Origin of the sequence: Paraburkholderia caribensis, assembly GCF_002902945.1 — a bacterium.
GTDB lineage: Bacteria > Pseudomonadota > Gammaproteobacteria > Burkholderiales > Burkholderiaceae > Paraburkholderia > Paraburkholderia caribensis.
The window spans coordinates 1,646,039-1,664,410 of sequence record NZ_CP026103.1 but is presented as its reverse complement, the minus strand read 5'-3'; the positions used below and the strand labels follow the sequence as shown (position 1 = coordinate 1,664,410).

General features: G+C 60.2%; 17 protein-coding genes. All 17 read left to right on the top strand.

Annotated features, from left to right (window positions below; all coding sequences use genetic code 11):
* Nucleotides 1–129: 129 nt before the first annotated feature.
* Nucleotides 130–507 carry a hypothetical protein gene (locus tag C2L66_RS41040; RefSeq protein ID WP_148654651.1) on the top strand — a complete coding sequence of 126 codons (378 nt, stop codon included), beginning with the start codon at nucleotides 130–132 and terminating at the stop codon, nucleotides 505–507.
* 329 nt (nucleotides 508–836) lie between these two features.
* Nucleotides 837–3,182 carry a type VI secretion system Vgr family protein gene (locus C2L66_RS37130; protein WP_082670512.1) on the top strand — a complete coding sequence of 782 codons (2,346 nt, stop codon included), beginning with the start codon at nucleotides 837–839 and terminating at the stop codon, nucleotides 3,180–3,182.
* A gap of 3 nt (nucleotides 3,183–3,185) precedes the next feature.
* Entirely contained in the window at nucleotides 3,186–4,532 is a 1,347-nt protein-coding gene (locus C2L66_RS37125; protein WP_060609033.1) for a DUF4123 domain-containing protein, read from the top strand.
* A gap of 3 nt (nucleotides 4,533–4,535) precedes the next feature.
* On the top strand, nucleotides 4,536–4,700 hold the full coding sequence (locus tag C2L66_RS41035; RefSeq protein WP_156516844.1) for a hypothetical protein: 165 nt from the start codon (nucleotides 4,536–4,538) through the stop codon (nucleotides 4,698–4,700).
* Nucleotides 4,697–5,260 carry a DUF3304 domain-containing protein gene (locus C2L66_RS37120; protein ID WP_062918623.1) on the top strand — a complete coding sequence of 188 codons (564 nt, stop codon included), beginning with the start codon at nucleotides 4,697–4,699 and terminating at the stop codon, nucleotides 5,258–5,260. Before C2L66_RS41035 ends, C2L66_RS37120 begins: the two co-directional genes overlap by 4 nt.
* Before the next feature lie 2 nt (nucleotides 5,261–5,262).
* The gene (locus C2L66_RS37115; RefSeq protein ID WP_082670511.1) at nucleotides 5,263–6,795 is read left to right on the top strand and encodes a T6SS phospholipase effector Tle1-like catalytic domain-containing protein; all 1,533 of its coding nucleotides are present in this window, start codon (nucleotides 5,263–5,265) and stop codon (nucleotides 6,793–6,795) included.
* A 1,450-nt stretch (nucleotides 6,796–8,245) separates the two neighbouring features.
* Nucleotides 8,246–8,833, top strand: a complete 588-nt coding sequence (locus C2L66_RS37095) for an amino acid synthesis family protein (protein WP_054931099.1) — start codon at nucleotides 8,246–8,248, stop codon at nucleotides 8,831–8,833.
* Nucleotides 8,823–9,734, top strand: a complete 912-nt coding sequence (locus tag C2L66_RS37090; protein ID WP_060609021.1) for an alpha/beta fold hydrolase — start codon at nucleotides 8,823–8,825, stop codon at nucleotides 9,732–9,734. Before C2L66_RS37095 ends, C2L66_RS37090 begins: the two co-directional genes overlap by 11 nt.
* A complete protein-coding gene (locus tag C2L66_RS37085; protein WP_060609018.1) occupies nucleotides 9,727–10,683 on the top strand; it encodes a flavin reductase family protein in 957 nt (318 codons plus the stop codon). Before C2L66_RS37090 ends, C2L66_RS37085 begins: the two co-directional genes overlap by 8 nt.
* Nucleotides 10,684–10,746: 63 nt before the next feature.
* Nucleotides 10,747–11,811, top strand: coding sequence for an LLM class flavin-dependent oxidoreductase (locus tag C2L66_RS37080; protein WP_060609015.1), 1,065 nt, complete (start codon nucleotides 10,747–10,749; stop codon nucleotides 11,809–11,811).
* Between the two features lie 20 nt (nucleotides 11,812–11,831).
* Nucleotides 11,832–13,304: an aldehyde dehydrogenase gene (locus tag C2L66_RS37075; protein ID WP_060609013.1), complete on the top strand. Its 1,473-nt coding sequence runs from the start codon at nucleotides 11,832–11,834 to the stop codon at nucleotides 13,302–13,304.
* 23 nt (nucleotides 13,305–13,327) lie between these two features.
* Complete coding sequence (locus tag C2L66_RS37070) at nucleotides 13,328–13,642, top strand: NIPSNAP family protein (protein ID WP_054931094.1); 315 nt, start codon at nucleotides 13,328–13,330, stop codon at nucleotides 13,640–13,642.
* A gap of 63 nt (nucleotides 13,643–13,705) precedes the next feature.
* On the top strand, nucleotides 13,706–14,737 hold the full coding sequence (locus C2L66_RS37065) for an ABC transporter substrate-binding protein (protein ID WP_054931093.1): 1,032 nt from the start codon (nucleotides 13,706–13,708) through the stop codon (nucleotides 14,735–14,737).
* 64 nt (nucleotides 14,738–14,801) lie between these two features.
* Nucleotides 14,802–15,686, top strand: coding sequence for an ABC transporter permease (locus tag C2L66_RS37060; protein ID WP_054931092.1), 885 nt, complete (start codon nucleotides 14,802–14,804; stop codon nucleotides 15,684–15,686).
* Nucleotide 15,687: 1 nt separating this feature from the next.
* Nucleotides 15,688–16,482 (top strand): ABC transporter permease, encoded by a 795-nt coding sequence (locus C2L66_RS37055; protein ID WP_060610558.1) that lies wholly within the window; start codon nucleotides 15,688–15,690, stop codon nucleotides 16,480–16,482.
* A 14-nt stretch (nucleotides 16,483–16,496) separates the two neighbouring features.
* Entirely contained in the window at nucleotides 16,497–17,585 is a 1,089-nt protein-coding gene (locus C2L66_RS37050) for an ABC transporter ATP-binding protein (RefSeq protein WP_060609011.1), read from the top strand.
* A gap of 8 nt (nucleotides 17,586–17,593) precedes the next feature.
* Nucleotides 17,594–18,346, top strand: a complete 753-nt coding sequence (locus tag C2L66_RS37045; protein WP_054931144.1) for a GntR family transcriptional regulator — start codon at nucleotides 17,594–17,596, stop codon at nucleotides 18,344–18,346.
* Nucleotides 18,347–18,372: the final 26 nt, after the last annotated feature.

Sequence of the window (18,372 nt, the reverse complement as noted above, 5' to 3'; positions counted from 1 at the left end):
TGCCGACGGCGCCGTTGCACTGCCCAAAACCGAAACTCGTGCGCAGCGGGTAATCCTTTGACACTTTGGCGTTCCGGCCGACGGATATGATCGCCGGAACGTCATGCAACCAGTCTCAGGAGAGCAACCATGAAGGACGCCACCTGTTCGAAGTTTCGCCACACGGCAACTGCCACTGCGACGCAACGCGCGCCGACGCGCACGAAGAATCAGCAGCGGCGCACCGGTCCGGAGGGTAGTTTTAGCCGAAGCCTGGGGGCCGGGTCCGGCGTCGCAGCGAAGTTTGTTCCTGGATCACTGAAATGGCTTGTATCGCGCCTTTCTCCAGGTGATTCGCTCATCAGACCTGACGCGAGCGAAACAACCCGCCGCGCATGCCTGCGGGCGATCGACGCTGTGACGTTGTGCGACCCGTCGCGCAAGCACGACCTGGGTCTTTGGTTTGCGGTGCATCACACCGGGCGCGGCGAGTCGTTCAGGATGCTTAGGCTGAAGCGGCGGGCATGACAAATTTCCCAGTTGCCCGATAGATCATTGCGCTTTGCGCCCCTTATATTGAAATTGCATCACTCCGCGCATCGCCTCGGATGCGCAAAGGTCCGGTTGCTCTACGACCAACCTGGAGCAACTTTTGATAGCCCGCCGTGAGCGGGTTTTTTTATGCGTCGTAATTCAAAGGATCTGGATTCTTTCGAAATTCATCAATCAGCACGCGCAAATTTTCCTCGCAAGCCCAACTTTCGGACATTTCTCATGGCGCGGCGTGCAGTTGCACGTTCGAATCATCGACGGCCCGCGGTGTCGCCCAGACATCGGGATAATTCGGATATAAATCTATGGCTGGCGGTTTCGAAGGAGATAGTCTGCGTCTTAACGGACTGACGGGCAGACAGTCTTACTTTCTTGAAGTGACGGGCAATACAGGCGCAAGCGCGAGCGGGCTTTCCGTTGTCTCATTCGCAGCGACCGAGAGACTCGGCGAACCGTATCAAGTCACGGTCCGGCTTACGCATCCATTGCGGCTCGCTCGCGCCGACTATCTTGGCAAGGACGCGACGTTTTCGATTGTTCCCGAAGACCTCGACGGACGCCGTTTTGCGGGTTGGATTACCAGCTTTACCGAACTCAGGACAACGCCCGATTTCACCAGCTATGAAGTGGTGCTCGAAGCGCATTTCTCGAAGCTGGCTCGCGTCCATGCCAGCCGTATCTACCAACATGTCACCGCGCCGGAAATCATTGAGCAAGTACTGAAACGGCATGGCTTTCGGGGGCACCAGTTCAGTTTCCGACTGCGTCGCCAGCACCCTCAGCATGCGTTTCGCATGCAGTACCAGATGGATGATCTCGCCTGGGTGCAACTGCTGATGAAGCAGGAAGGCATCTACAGCTATATCACTGCGGGTGAGCATGGCGACGTGCTGAACGTCTGCGACGACATCGACCATTATGTTTATCAACCGTCGCTCGATGTGCCTTATCGCGAGCAGGCCGGTCTGGAGTCGGGTATCGAGGCGGTCAGTTCGCTCGTTACGCGAACGCAGACCGTCGCGCGATCGTTCCAGGTCGCCGACTACAACCCTGATAGCGCCTGGGAACGGTTCAGGGATGATGCCAACATAGCAGCCGAAGATAAGACCACCTACGGGCAGCCTTATGTGTGGGGTACGCATCACCCGGACGCACAGGCCGCGAAGTGGGAAGCTCAACTCAGGCATGAGACGGCTATCGCCTCGCAGGTCGTGTATGAAGGCGAGAGCAATGTTCTTGCACTGATGCCTGCGCGCATCCTGCATATTGATGAAGCACTGCCCGACGCGCCAAACGGACAGGTCGTTGTCGAAGTGGTTCATCGCGGTGCGCGGGATGAGGCCTACTCCAACAGGTACAAGGCCATTCCTTCCGACCGGCGTTTCCGGCTGGCGCTGGATGAGAGAGCGTGGCCCACGATTGCAGGCACGCTCAGCGCACGCGTGACCTCACCCGACGAGTACAAGTATGCGTATCTGACTGCCGCCGGTTACTACGTCGTCCGCTTCGATCTCGATTTCGACGCGTGGAATCCTGGCGGCGAGAGCGTGCCTCTGCGTCTTGCGAAGCCGTTCGCGGGCGCATTGCAGACGGGCTTTCACTTCCCGCTGCTCGACGGTACAGAGGTCGCCATTGCATTCCACGACGGCAACCCGAACCGGCCATACATCGCGCACGCGATGCACAACAGCCAGGCCGTCGATCACATCACGAGCGACAACCGCTGGCTATCGCGCAATGTCATTCGCACGCAGAGCAACAACAAGCTGCGGATGGAGGACTGGGAAGGTCAGGAAGGCATCAAGCTCTCGACCGAGCATTCCGGCAAGACACAACTGAATCTCGGCTTTCTGGTCGATTCGAAGAGGCAGAAGCGCGGCGAAGGTGCCGAGGTACGTACCTCCGGGCATGCCGCTGTGCGAGGCGGGAAAGGTCTGCTGTTCACCGCGCACGACAAGCCAGGCGCAACGGGCGAATTATTGGATATGGAGCCTGGTCTGGCTTTGCTGCGCCGGGCGTTGGATCAGAGTTCGGCTCTCGCGGAAACCGTGAAAACGGCGCAGGCGATTGCAGCCGACTGCGAACGGCAGAAAGCACTTCTCGACGAGACAATCGACCAACTCAAACGCGCAGGGATATTCGTGACCGCGCCGGAAGGAATCGCACTGGTAACTGGCGGCGATCTCCAGTACAGCGCAGCGAGGAACCTCATTGCCACTGCTGGTGGCAACGCGGACATGAGCGTCGTGAGGCGCATCACGATGGCAGCGGGTGAGGCTGTTTCGGTGTTCGCCCAGCGAATGGGCATCAAGTTGTTCGCCGGGAAGGGCAAGGTCGAAATACAGGCGCAGAACGACGCCATGTCGCTCGATTCCGAAAGAGACATGACGATCAAGAGCGCAAATGGGCGTGTTGTGATCGAGGCAAAGGAAGAACTCGTCCTCAAGTGCGGCGGGTCCTACCTGCGTATGACGACGACGGGCATTGAGGACGGCACCCGTGGGGACCGCACGTGGAAAGCCGCTTCGTTCTCACGCCGTGGGCCGGCCCACCTTCCCGAAGAACTACCTGTCTTGCCCAAACCGGCCGCGACGCAATGCGCGCTGCGCGCGAGTCAATCCGGCATGCCGTTCGCAAAGCTGGAGGCTTGAGCGATGTATCGCGAGTTCGAAAACGGGATGCTTGCGCGCTTTCGCGCAATGCAATCGAAGCTGGCGGAAACTGAGCCAGAGGTGCGACTCTATGCGCTTGTCGATATAGGTCACATGAGCGACAGGGAGCGAGCTTTTCTGTGCGACGGTTGGGATAGTCAGCATAGGTCGCTCTACGCCGGTTCTGGGCTAGATCACCTGGAGCAGACCGGTCCAATCCTTTTCGCGATGCCCGACCTACGGGGCGATCAGACCTATACCGTCAGTTTCATGAGTGGGCAGGCGAATCCTCTCATGATCTTCTGGAGGGTATTGCATCTCGCCGAAATGGACGCGCAGCTTGTCTCATGGGTCTGGACGTCATGCGACATGGAGCCATTTGTGGAGCATCTGCAAACACTGCTTCATGCGCGTCTCGGCCCCGACGATGAAGAGGCATGGTTCTTCTTCTATCAGCCATCGTATCTGCGGGTGCTGTATCACTCATTACCTGATGACACGCGTAGGCATGTCTTTGGTCCGTGTCATGCGTGGTGGACATTGGACATCGAAAAGCGGCTAGTCGAACTGTCTGGCGAGAACCTGCCGACTCCTGTTGCGTGGGACGTGTTTCCGATTCCCGCCGAAACTGTCGACGAATTGAAGCGCGAAGTAGTGCCGCGACAGGTGCTTGAGTGGATCGACAAAGTAATGCCCGATCTCGTGAAAGCGCCCCGTCCCAACGATCGTGCTCTTGAAATCGCCCCCTTTGTTTATCGCGCATTGGAGTGCGGACTTGACCGCAAGAGTGATGCGAGTGTCTTCGTCCTCTATGCATTGCGATACGGCAACGGCTACGACTTGCACGCGGAAGTCCAACAGGCCATTACCCGTACGATTCAAGGCGAGTGCTCTCTTATCGATGCCTTTAGCGAGATTCCTGCGGACGTATGGAAATCGGTATCGGAGTGCGCACCACTGCTGCTGAAAGAGAAGCAGAATCGCGACTGGCTGGCGGGGATCAGGCTGGCTGGCTGCATAACCACGTCCGTTTACGTAATCAACGACAGCCGACGACCGGTGCGCAATGTGCAGATCGAGTGGCCGGGAAAGCCCGATATCGATGCCCAGCGTATCGGGAATGTGGGGGATGGCTCCACTGTATCGAGTGTAACGAAAGAGTCAGTAACGGTTCCGTTGCCGGGCGACCGGATTGTCGTTCGATGGAGCGATTCGCTCAATATCGCAAATCGCGTTGAGCTCACGGTCGTAGGCTCGCTCCCGGCAGATAGCGAGTCGGGGTACATGGAACTTTTGTTTTACACGCGCGATCAGGTTGCGCAGATGCGTGCTGACAAGATCAGAGGATAAGTTATGAACAACAGGAAAATGATTGCCGGCTTGATTGGGGCTGGACGCGCAGCGCTGCTTGGCGTGTCCGTTTGGGGAGTATGTGCGTGCGCAATGGGGATGCCGCAGGGATATGTAGCTGAAATAGACGTCCATGCCGCAAACTACACCAATGACTACATTCAATGAATATCACCTGGAAACTATCGATGGGGGCAATCTATCAAGCGATGGCAAACATAAAAAGCAAACTACTGCCGGCGATTGTCGCGACCGCGTCCATCACCTGTGTCGGTTGTGCCTCTAGCGCTTCCTATATGCCGTACATGAATATATGGCCGGTCAATTACACCGAAGACGACATCCGGGACTTCCACCTGGAGACAGAGTCAGGCAAGAACTTGGCGTTAATAGGTTATGACGTACAGCGATTCTCGAAGGGCGGTAGTTCAAGTCCCGCATGCTGTGCGAGCCTTCCTGGAGTTGGGGCCAACCTACGTGTCATCTGGAGAACAGGTGACAAATATGCGCAAGAATCGGAATGGCAAACGCACAGCAGTACAACCCGAATCAAGGGCGCAACGTCAAAAGATCCAGATACGGGAATTCATTTGATTGTCCGCTTTTTTTCCAATGAGAAGGTAGAGGCAGAGTATATCGTTCGTTCAGATGACATCCATAGCCCAGTAAATCCCCGCGTCGATCTGTTACTCAGAGGCGAGCGAGCAATGCGCAACCCTGGAGACTAATAATGCAGGACTGGATAACAGATAGTCATGAGGCTTTTGAACAGAAAATCAAAACGGCAACAGAACTCTATGCCGAGGAGTTTGGTACGTGTACCACTTGTGAGCAAATGCCATGGATCAGCTTTTTCTTTGATGGAACTGGAAATAATAGAAATATTGACATTCCGTTGGAAAAACAATCTAACGTAGCCCGCTTATGGCAAGGCCATATGGATGACTTCCCCGTCATTCAACGACTTTACTATGCGGGAGTTGGAACACCTCTTGAGGCTAGTAATCCCACGTGGATTGATCGGATACGCGACAGCGAAGCGCTGGGAGGCGGTACTGGACTGGGCGGCGATATTCGAATCAAGAATGGCTTGCGCGACCTGGATGTGGTCTTGTCGCAGAATCATCGCGTCTCCCGAGTGGACATAGCTGTTTTCGGATTTTCACGCGGTGCGACGCTGGCGCGAGCTTTTGTCAATCGATTGCTCCAGAGGTGCGAGCGTAAGAACGGTGTGCCGCACTGGCCGTGTATTACCGCTATCGATGGCAAGAGCGCTCCGCTGCGTATCCGTTTTCTAGGCATTTTCGACACCGTCGAATCAGTCGGCCTGCCAGCGCATGACTTAACCGATATGTTGATGCATGTGCCAGAGGACGTCGAACAGTGTTTGCATTTAGTGGCCGGACACGAAGTCCGCTCAGCATTCCCGCTTACGCGACTGGGACAGATAACCGATACACATCGTGAGTTCGTCTATCCTGGTGTGCATTCCGACGTGGGGGGTGGATACAAACCGGGCGAGCAGGCACGCAGTGACGCGCTTGCACGCATCCCTCTTAACAGAATGCGCCTCGAAGCCGCGATAGCCGGTGTTCCCTTCACACCCCCCGCGCTCCTGGACAAGAAAACCTCCGACCTCTTTGAGTATGACCCAGACCTGAAAGCATCCTTTGACGAGTTCGAGGCCGCGGCAGATATCGGGAGCACTTTGGATGCCAAGATGGCCGCACACATGCGTCTCTATTATGGATGGCTCAAAGCCCGCTATCAGACGAACCCATGCGACGTGTACAAAGACGTATGTGGAGCAAATTTACAGAGTGAAAAGGACCTTGAGAGGATCAGGTCTTCTCACACTACTATCGCTGCACAACTGGACTCACTCAACTGGCGGCGTTATTGGATGGAAGTTGAGAAGACGAATCCGCGTGAGTGGCAAGACCGGGAAAAAAATGGTGGCGTACCACCTAAGCTTTCCCCCGAGGAGCAAGCTTACTATGATGCTTGGCTCAATCCACCGGTGCTATCCGACAGCCTGATTCGTTTCTTCGATCAATATGTTCACGACTCTCGGGCCGGCTTTGAGTCTTTTATCGGAAAGGGGTTGTATCTGACAGCGCGCGAAATCATTGCGCCATCTGGCGACCAACCGATCAAGGCGAACGTGCCGTCTCCCAAAATCAAAACAGATGCTTTTTCATATAACCAGGTCACGCCCATAGGGAGTACGCATGTTCAGGTCGCGCCGTCAGTCACGCAATAATCACGGGACTATCGAAACCATTTCAAAGAACGGCCCACCCGTCTATCTTCGAGAACAGCGGATGGGAGCGAGTACGAAATCTCTCTCGACGGGACACTGTCCAGCACACTAAGGAGCGCACGGTCCGTATCAATCTCTGACGCACACTATATTGGCGAGTACAGCATCAACAGGTTCCTTAATACCGTATCGCATGTAGTGCGCTTCCTGAACGACGGAACACTCTGCTATTCGACTGACCTCACGGCCACCATTCTAGACTGTAACTTCAAGAATCTGCGAGGAACGATTAGTCACGGGCGGCTCGTTGCCGGGTGCGGCGGGACGCACAGTGAACGACTATTCAGACACTGTGACCAGGAAGGAAACACGTCCAGCAAGGAGAAGTAGCGATGCGTTACGACATAAGGAGCGGTGACCATACGACGACGGGTGGCGTCGTCTTTACGCCTCACCGTGGGGATACGTTGGACGGAAAGGAGTTGGCATACGAGGGGGACGTGGTCAAGTGCTTCGCCTGCGGGACAAATGGACGTATCGTTTGCATTGGAGAGCGGCCACACGAAACTGGCGTGAGCGGAAAACACAGTGCGTTGAGCGATGACCTCTGCGTGTGTAAATGCGATCCGCCGCCCCGGCTGGTCGCCTCCTAGCATCGCAGCGGCTGTTGACTGTTGTTTGGCCCGCACTCTCGTCCATGTCAAAGGCACGAGCCGGCCGCCAGAAAAGACGCCAAGTTTCGAAGATTTCCGATAGGCGCACGCGTACTCCTCTGTCACACTTTGCAGGCCGGTCCCGTACGGCTGGGGCGTGACGCTTCGGCTGACGAGGTCAAGTGGTGCGCCGCCTGTAACCGCCCACGTCGCGAACGTATGTCTAAGATCGTGCCAGCGAAAGTTGCGGATTTTGGCCACGCGACGAACGTGATCGAATGCCTTGATTTCCCGCTACGTGCCGCCGAGCGCGTTCGGAAAGTTGCGGGCTTGACGCGTTTTTCCGGCAGGCCATTCGCGCCGGGGCGCAGCACGCGCGACAGTTCGGCCGTTTTCCAGCCCGATATCTCTTTGGTCGTGATCCCGCTCAGCGGACGGTCCAGCCACGACGCGAACGGCTTTTGAATATCCGCGACGATGCGCGGCGCCGGTCGACCGCTCGGCCCTAACGAACGGGCCGCAGGTGCCCGTCAGGTACTCCCCCAGCGTCGGGGACCACCTTGACCCGTTCGGCATCATTCGCGCGCGGCTCGCGTTTCGCAAGAATGGCGCCCGCAAAAACCCCGAACCACCCGCACGGTTTCCCCACCGCACCCCCATCCAAAAACATGCCAGCATTGGCATAACCCATATCATGGTATTCCATAATATTGACACGCGCGGTGCGGACCGTAAGATGGCATACCATAATCTCAACGAACGACACCACGGCCAAGAGCCCCCGTCAGGAGAACGATATGAAGCTGGAAGTCCGCAAGCTGGTCACCTACGTCGAAGAGACGTTTATTGAAGGCGGCAAGGAAGCCCAACGTCCGCTGAAGCTGTTCGGCGCGGCAGCCGTGCTCCGCAATCCGTGGGCGGGCCGCGGCTTCGTCGAGGATCTGAAGCCTGAAATCCACGGCCTCGCGCCACAGCTAGGCGAGATGCTGACAGCAGAAATGCTGCGAGTCGCCGGCTCAGGCGATGCAATCGAAGGCTATGGCAAGGCCGCCATCGTCGGCACGTCGGGCGAGATCGAGCACGCGTCGGCGCTGATCCACACGCTGCGCTTCGGCAACCACTATCGCAAGGCGGTCGGCGCGAAGAGCTATCTGAGCTTCACGAACCTGCGCGGCGGCCCGAACTGCCCCATCTCGATTCCGCTGATGCATAAGCACGACGAAGGCATGCGCTCGCACTACCTGACCGTGCAGTTCTCGATCGTCGATGCACCCGCGCCCGATGAACTCGTCATCGCACTTGGCGCATCGATCGGCGGCCGTCCGCATCACCGGATCGGCGACCGATATCAGGACCTGAAGGAGCTCGAGTCCAATGAAGCCTGAGCTTGCTCACGTGCGCGCGGTGTCACGCGGCGAGGCGGCCGGCACGAGCTATAGCGTGCACGCGCCGCAGTGCGCCAATGCACGCGAGACGGTCGTGCTGATTCACGGCGTGGGCATGAACCAGAGTGTATGGGCGCCGCAGATCGACGCGCTGACGTCGGCCTACCAGGTCGTGGTGTACGACATGCTCGGCCACGGCAACAGCGCGTTGCCGACGGCCATGCCGACGCTCGACGAATACGCAGCGCAACTCGATGCGCTGCTCGATACGCTTCAAATCGGGCGCGCGCATGTGGTCGGGCATTCGATGGGCGCGCTGGTCGCACTCGAATTCGCGCTTGCGCATCCCGAGCGCACGCTGAGTGTGACAGCGCTCAACGCGGTGTACGACCGCACGCCCGCGCAGCGCGCAGCCGTGATGAACCGTGCCGCGACCCTCGGCGAAGCGTCGGCGGAAAAGCCCGCCGAAGCAGGCATCGATGCAACCTTGTCGCGCTGGTTCGGCGATCCAGTTCCCGCGCATCTGACGCAGGCCGCGCGGGCCGTGCGCGGGCTGTTGCTGTCTGTCGATCCCGTTGGCTATGCGCGCACCTACCGGCTGTTCGCGTCGTCGGACGATGCGCATGTCGGCCGGCTCGCGAGTCTGCCCGTGCCCGCGCTGTTCCTGACGGGCGAATGCGATCCGAACTCGAGTCCGGCGATGTCGCGCGCGATGGCCGCGGCCACGCCGCACGGACGCGCCGAAATCATCGCGAACGAGCGTCACATGATGAATGTCACCGACCCCGCGCGCGTCAACGCAAGCCTCCTCGCGTTCCTCGCCGAAGTATCGGCTTCGAGTCCGAGGGCTGCGGCCCAATACGCCGTCAACGGATCGATCTCTGGAGAACATCATGGCTGAACCCAGTAATCAGCAGCCTTTCGATAGCGCGGAATTCCGCCGCGCACTCGGCGCATTCGTGACGGGCGTGACGGTCGTTACGACAATCCAGAATGACGGCTCGCCGCGCGGCTTCACGGCAAACTCGTTTACGTCGGTGTCGCTCGATCCGCCCCTCGTGCTGGTGTGCATCGCGAAGACGGCTTCGAGCTACGAAGTGTTTTCGCAGACGAAACACTTTGCGGTCAGTGTGCTCGCCGAAGACCAGAAGAACGTGTCGGGCGTGTTCGCGTCGAAAGCCGCCGACAAGTTCGCACAAGTCGCATGGTGTGCGCGCACGACGGGCGCGCCCGTGATGGACGGCGCCGCCGCGAGCTTCGATTGCACGACCCATGAAGTGGTCGATGCCGGCGATCACGTCATCCTGATCGGACGCGTGGTCGATTTTGTTCATACCAGTTCGTCGCCGCTCGGTTATTGCCGGGGCGCGTATGTGAACTTCAGCCTGTCGCAGGACGCGCTTGCTGCAGCGGGCGCTCGCGCCCAGGTCGGCGCGATTCTCGAACATCGCGACGGTCTCGTGCTGCTCGATACGCCCAAAGGCCTGCAATTGCCGACGGGCCACAAGCTCGAACCCGCAAGCGACGCAACCAGCCTGCACGGCGTGCTCGCGAAGCTCGGCCTCAATGTGCATCTCGACTTTATTTTTGCCGTGTTCGAATCGGGTAACGGGCCTGCGTCGAGCGTGCAGATCTACTACCGCGGCCGGGTGATCGACAGCGGCGCGGCATGGATCGACAGCACGATCCGCATCGTGCCGCTCGGGGCGATTCCGTGGGGCGAACTGCGCGACGACGCGGTGCGCTCGATGCTCGAACGCTACGTGCGCGAACGCAGTGAGGACGCATTCGGCATCTATGTCGGCGATACGGAAGCGGGCACGGTGCAGACACTCGCACTCGCGCACTGAAGCCTCCGTTCGCCGCGCCGCGCGCGACGCACAACCCGCAGTTGCCATCGGAGAAGACACATCATGAAGTTTTCGTTGTTCCTGCACATGGAGCGGTACGACAACACGACGTCGCATCGCGAACTGTTCGACCAGATGACGGAGCTGGTGCAGATTGCCGAGCGCGGCGGATTCGAGACCGCGTGGATCGGCGAGCATCACGCGATGGAATTCACCATCGCGCCGAATCCGTTCGTCAACCTGTCGTATCTCGCCGCCAGGACGGAGCGTATCCGGCTCGGCACGGGCACCGTGATCGCGCCGTTCTGGCATCCGATCGCGCTCGCAGGCGAAGCGGGCATGGTCGACGTCGCCAGCAATGGGCGGCTCGACCTCGGTATTGCACGCGGTGCCTATTCGTTCGAATACGAGCGTCTTTTGCCCGGCCTGGACGCCATGGGCGCGGGCGCACGCATGCGTGAACTGGTGCCCGCGCTGCGCAAGCTCTTCGAAGGCGACTACGTGCATCAGGGTGAATTCTGGTCGTGGCCTTCAACGACGCCCGTGCCGCGTCCCGTGCAGCAACCGCATCCGCCGATGTGGCTCGCCGCGCGCGATCCGAATTCGCATGCGTTCGCAGTGGCCAACGGCTGCAACGTGCAGGTGACGTCGCTGGCGTCGGGCGATGCCGAAGTCGTGAGCCTGATGGATCGCTTCAATGCCGCATGCGCCGCGCACCCCGAGGTGCCGCGTCCGCAGGTGATGATGCTGATGCATACGTTCGTCGGCGCGAATGCAGCCGAAGTCGATGCCGCTGTCGAAGACCTTGCGAGCTTCTATCGCTACTTCAGCAAGTGGTTCAAGAACGAACGGCCCGTCGAGCAGGGTTTCATCGAACCGCTCACGGATGCCGACGTCGCGATGTTCCCGCAATACTCATCCGACGCGATCCGCAAGAACCTCGTGATCGGCGAGCCGAAGCAGGTGATCGCGCGGCTCAAGGGTTACGAAGAACTCGGCTACGACCAGTACAGCTTCTGGCTCGACAGCCACATGAGTTTCGAGCGCAAGCGCAAGTCGCTGGAACTGTTCATCTCCGACGTGATGCCCGCTTTTGCATCTGCTGACCCAACTGAAGTGATGCACTAACCGAACACGGAGTGGCTGACATGGTCCAGCGGTTCCAGCAATACATCGACGGCGCATTCGAAGGCGCGCGCGAACAGTTCGACAGCGTCGATCCATCGACGGGCGAAGTGTGGGCGCGCATGCCCGCCGCCAGCGCCGGCGACGTGGATCGCGCCGTGCAGGCCGCGCACCGCGCATTGACCGATCCGTCGTGGGCGAACCTGACAGCGAGCGCGCGCGGCAAGCTGCTGTACAGGCTCGCCGATCTCGTCGCGCAGCACGCGCCGCGCCTGGCCGAACTCGAAACGCAGGACACGGGCAAGATCATCCGCGAGACGCGCAGCCAGATCGGCTATGTCGCGGAGTACTACCGCTATTACGCGGGCGTTGCCGACAAGATCCAGGGCGCGTGGCTGCCCGTCGACAAACCGGACATGGAAGTGACGCTGCGCCGTGAACCCGTCGGCGTGGTCGCGGGCATCGTGCCGTGGAATTCGCAGCTGTTTCTGTCGGCCGTGAAGGTTGGACCGGCGCTCGCGGCGGGCTGCACGATCGTCCTCAAGGCATCCGAAGAAGGTCCCGCGCCATTGCTCGAATTTGCGCGCCTCGTGCATGAGGCGGGCTTTCCGAAGGGCGTCGTCAACATCGTGACGGGCTTTGGTAACGACTGCGGCCGCACGCTGACGAGCCATCCGCTCGTGTCGCGCATCGCGTTCACGGGCGGACCGGAAACCGCGCGCCATGTGGTGCGCAATTCGGCGGAGAACCTTGCGGCAATGTCGCTGGAACTGGGCGGCAAGTCACCCGTGCTGGTATTCGACGACGCCGATCTGGACAGCGCGTGCAACGCCGTCGTCGCGGGCATCTTTGCGGCAACGGGACAAAGCTGTGTCGCGGGCTCGCGGCTCATCGTGCAGCGCGCTATTCACGATGCGCTGCTCGAACGTCTGATCGCAAAGGCGCAGGCGATCCGCATCGGCAATCCGCAGGACATGGCGACCGAAATGGGTCCGCTCGCAACGCGCCGTCAACTCGAGCATATCGAACACGTGCTGCGCGCGAGCATCGAAGCGGGCGGCCGCGTGGTGACGGGCGGCAAGCAGCCGGACGGTATCGGCAACGGCAATTACTTTCTGCCGACCATCGTCGATTGTCCGCACCCGCAGGTGCCGAGCGTGATGGAAGAGCTGTTCGGCCCGGTGCTGAGCGTCGTCACGTTCGATACGGAAGCCGATGCCATCGCGCTCGCCAACGACACGCGCTACGGCCTCGCATCCGGCGTGTTCACGCGTGATCTCACGCGCGCGCATCGTCTCACGCGTGCGCTGCGCGCGGGCATCGTGTGGGTCAACACGTATCGCGCGGTGTCGCCCATCGTACCGTTCGGCGGCTATGGCTTGAGCGGCCTCGGCCGTGAAGGCGGACTCGAAGCCGTGCTCGAGTACACGCGCACGAAATCGGTCTGGATTCGCACGTCGGACGAACCGATCGCCGACCCGTTCGTGATGCGCTAAAGCCCAACTGTCGAGGACGCCACATGTACTACGAAATCCGCACATACCGCATCAAGACGGGCGCTGTGCCCGCCTATCTGAAGCTCGTCGAGGAAGAGGGCATCGAGTTGCAGAAGCGGTATCTGGGTCAACTGGTCGGCTACTTCTTTTCGGAGATCGGCCCGCAGAACCAGATCGTGCATATCTGGGCTTACCCGAGTCTCGACGAACGCGAACGACGCCGCGCGGCGCTCGCGCAAGACGCGACATGGCAGGCCTTTGCGCCAAAGATTCAGGCGCTGATGGAAGAGATGGAAAACAAGATCATGAAGCCAGCACGTTTTTCGCCGCTTGCCTGAGAGAGCGTTCGACTGGCCGCCGTACACGTTGCCTCGATACCCACCCGTTTCCTGGAGATTGACATGAGCAGCAGAAGCACCTCGTTTATTGCGCCGCTGATCGCATTCTGCGCGGCAACGCTCGCGGCGGCGCCCGCCCTCGCCGCAGATCCCATCGTGTTTACGAGCTGGGGCGGCACCACTCAGTCATCGCAGCAGAAGAACTGGGCGCAGCCCTTCACGCAGGAAACGGGCATCAACGTGCTGATGGACGGTCCGACCGATTATGGCAAGCTCAAGGCGATGGTCGACAGCGGCAATGTGAACTGGGATGTCGTCGACGTCGAAGGCGATTTTGCGTATGCAGCGCAAAAGGCCGGGCTGATCGAGCCAATCGATTATTCCGTCGTGAAGAAAGACGAACTCGATCCGCGCTTCTCGACGCCCGATGCCGTGGGCAGCTTCTATTACTCGTTCGTGCTCGGCTACAACAAGGCGAAGTTCGCGAGCGCGCAGCCGCAGACGTGGGCCGATCTGTTCGACACGAAGAAATTCCCCGGCAAGCGCACGTTCTACAAGTGGTCGGCGCCCGGCGTGCTGGAAATCGCGCTGCTCGCCGACGGCGTGCCGCCCAACAAGCTCTATCCGCTCGATCTCGACCGCGCCTTCAAGAAGCTCGACACGATCAAGGGCGATATCGTCTGGTGGAGCGGCGGCGCGCAATCGCAGCAACTGCTCGCGTCGGGTGAAGCGCCCATCGGCATGTTCTGGAACGGCCGCCTGCATGCGCTCGAACAGACGGGCGTGCCCGTCGGCATTTCGTGGAACCAGAACCTGACGGCCGCCGACATGCTGGTGATTCCGAAGGGCGCAAAGCACAAGGCAGAAGCGATGAAGTACCTGGCCGCCGCAACCAGCCCGCAGGCGCAGGCCAAGTTCGCGACGGACACCGGCTACGCGCCCATCAACGTGAAGTCGGCCTCGCTGATGTCGCCCGCCGTCGCGAAGACGCTACCCGATCAGTACAAGACCTCGCAGATCAATCTCGACATGAAGTACTGGGCCGAGAATCGCGATGCGATCGCCAAGCGCTGGTACGCATGGCAATCGAAGTGAAGATCGGGGCGAGACTCAGGTCTCGCAACGTGTCCCACAGTGATCGAAGTGGATGGGAGACACCATGCCTAATGTTCTGAGTACCGTCGCGCATGCGCCCGCGACGGCCGCACGCCCGCGGCGCGACTGGCGCAGCGTGCGCCTGCTGATGCCCGCGCTGCTGCTGCTGGTGATCTTCTTTCTGCTACCCGTGCTGTCGCTGCTGTTGCGCAGTGTGCTTGAACCGTCGCTGGGAATGCAGAACTACGCGCAACTGGTAGGCTCGACAACCTATCTGCGCGTGTTCGGCAACACCTTTCTGGTGGCGACCGTGGTGACGCTGGCGACGCTCGCGATCGGCTTTCCGACTGCATGGCTGCTCGCCATTGCGCCGCGCAAGCTGAGTTCGCTGCTGTTCGCAATCATGCTGCTGTCGATGTGGACCAACCTGCTGGCGCGCACCTTCGCGTGGATGGTGCTGCTGCAGCAGACAGGGCCTATCAACCGCATGCTGATGGCGCTCGGCATCATCAGCGAGCCGCTGACGCTGGTGAACAACCTGATCGGCGTGACGATCGGCATGACGTACATCATGCTGCCGTTTCTCGTGATGCCGTTGCACGCAACCTTGCGCGGCATCGATCCGTCGACACTGCGAGCCGCGGCGATCTGTGGCGCTAGCCGCTGGCAGGCTTTCTGGCGCGTGCTGGTACCGCTGGCGATGCCGGGTGTCGCATCGGGCGCGCTGATGGTGTTCGTGATGGCGCTCGGTTACTTCGTGACGCCTGCATTGCTTGGCGGCGCTTCGTACATGATGCTCGCCGAACTCATCGCGCAGCTCGTGCAGCAATTGCTGAACTGGGGTCTCGCTGGTGCGGCTGCGTTCGTGCTGCTGGCTGTCACGCTTTCGCTGTATGCGTTGCAACTGCGCTTCACGGGCGGTGCACGTGCAAGTGTGGGAGGCCGCTGACATGCTGCTCGATTTCGACCGTCTGGGCGCGCTGCGCTGGGCCTTGCTCTCTGTTGGCGTTGGCGTTGCACTGTTCCTTCTGCTGCCGATCGTCTTTATCGTCGCGCTGTCATTCGGCGATTCTCAGTGGCTGATCTTTCCGCCGCCGGGCTGGACGCTGGAGTGGTATCGCCAGTTGTTCACCGACGCTGGCTGGATCGACTCGCTGCTCACCAGCGCGAAGCTCGCGGTGATAGTAACCGTGTTGTCCGTGCTGATCGGCTTTCTCGCGTCGCTGGCGCTGGTGCGCGGCAAGTTTCGCGGACGCAATGCCGTGCAGGCTTTCTTCCTGACGCCGATGGTGCTGCCCGTCGTCGTGCTCGCTGTCGCGCTGTATGCGTTCTTCCTGCGCATCGGCCTGAACGGCACGATGACGGGCTTCGTGATCGGCCATCTGATCATTGCGTTGCCGTTCTCGATTATCTCGATCAGCAACTCGCTAGCGAGCTTCGACACATCGCTAGAAGATGCCGCGCTGATCTGCGGTGCGTCGCCGCTCGAAGTGAAGCTGCGCGTCACGTTGCCCGCGATCCGGCTCGGCATCTTCGCGGCCGCGATCTTCTCGTTCCTCGCATCGTGGGACGAAGTGGTGGTGTCGATCTTCATGGCGAGCCCAACGCTGCAAACGTTGCCCGTGCGTATCTGGGCGACGCTGCGGCAAGACCTGACGCCCGTCGTCGCGGCGGCGTCTTCGTTACTGGTCGGCCTGACGGCTGTGTTGATGCTGGCGGGCGCCGTGTTGCGCCGCGCGCGATAACCAAGGTGAACGACATGACTGCATTCCTGCAAATCCAGCGCCTGCGCAAAACATACGACGACGTCGTCGCCATCGATCACGTTTCTCTCGATGTGCGCAAGGGCGAATTCATGACGTTCCTCGGGCCGTCCGGTTCGGGCAAGAGCACGACGCTGTACATCGTCGCGGGCTTTCAGGAGCCGAGCGAAGGGCGCGTGCTGCTCGACGGCAAGCCTTTGCTTTCCGTTGCGCCGAACAAGCGGAACATCGGCATGGTGTTTCAACGCTACACGTTGTTTCCGCATCTGACGGTGGGCGAGAACGTCGCGTTTCCGTTGCGCGTGCGCCGCCGTCCCGAAGCCGAAGTGAAAGCGAAAGTGGAGCAGATGCTCAAGCTCGTGCATCTGTCCGAATGCCGCGACCGTATGCCCGCGCAATTGTCGGGCGGGCAGCAGCAGCGCGTCGCGATTGCGCGTGCGCTCGCCTATGATCCGCCTGTGCTGCTGATGGACGAGCCGCTGTCCGCACTCGACAAGAAGCTGCGCGAAGAAATCCAGCTTGAACTGCGGCGCATCCATCAGGAAACGGGCGTCACCATTCTCTATGTGACGCATGATCAGGAAGAAGCGCTGCGTCTGTCGGACCGTATTGCGGTGTTCAACAAGGGGCGGATCGAACAGGTCGGCACGGGCGAAGAACTATATGCGAACCCTGCATCGCGCTTTGTTGCGAGCTTTATCGGCAATTCGAATTTCCTGCCTGTGCGCGTAACGTCGCACACCGATGGACGCATGAACGGTGTGTTCCCGAATGGTCATCAGGTTACGTCCGGCAGTTTCAACCCGGCGCTCACGGCAGGCGACGACGGCACGCTGATGATTCGCCCGGAGCAGATGCGCATCCACGCGATGCGCGATGCGAATGGCACAGCAGGCTTGCCGGTCACAGTGCGCGACATTACGTATCTCGGCGATGCGATGCATTACGCGGTGGCAACGCCATGGCAACAGGAGATCTCGATCCGCATGCCCGCGGGACAGCGTCATGACAGTGGGCTGTCGATCGGCACGAACGCGCTCGTCGATTGGGATACGCGCGACGTGCGGCTCTTTGCTCAAGCGTGACGATTGCCATGAGTGATGCACTGCCGTCGCTGAAGGTCGAACGCCGCACGACGACGCTGCGCGAACTCACGCTGGAGAAAATGCGTGCGGCGATCGTCGATGCGCATTTTCGTCCGGGCGAGCGGCTCGTCGAGCGTTCGCTGTGTGAAGAACTGGGTGTGAGCCGGACGGTCGTGCGCGAAGTGTTGCGGCATCTGGAGACGGAAGGGCTGGTCGATTCGATTCCGAACCAGGGGCCGATCGTCGCGATACTCGATCTCGATACGGCTGCCGAGATCTACGAAATACGCGCTTTACTAGAGGGCGAAGCCGCAATGGCCTGCGCGCAGCACGCCGACGAAAACACGCATGCGGAGCTGGCCGGCTGCATCGAAAAGATCCAGGCCGCGTTCGATGCACAGGATCATCAGGCCGTGCGCGCCTTCACGTCGGCGTTCTACGAATGCATGTTCACGGGCGGCAAGAAGAGCGTGGCGTGGGACATCGTGCAGTCGTTGACGGCGCGTATCAACCGGCTGCGTGCATTGACGATCGCATCCGATGATCGCGGCCGCCAGGCCGTTCAGGAAATGCGCCGGATTCTCGCGGCGATTCGCGCACGTGCGCCCGTTGAGGCACGCGATGCCGCGACTGCGCACGTCGAACGCGTGGCCGAGATTGCGCGTCATCTACTGCGCGAGGGGCAGGAGAGCGCGGAGACGCGGGGCAGGTTAGGGCTGGTAAGCCATCGCAGTCCGGCTGAAGTCGAACGGGAGCGCTGATCGCTGGCGGCCTGGAGCGGGGTTTT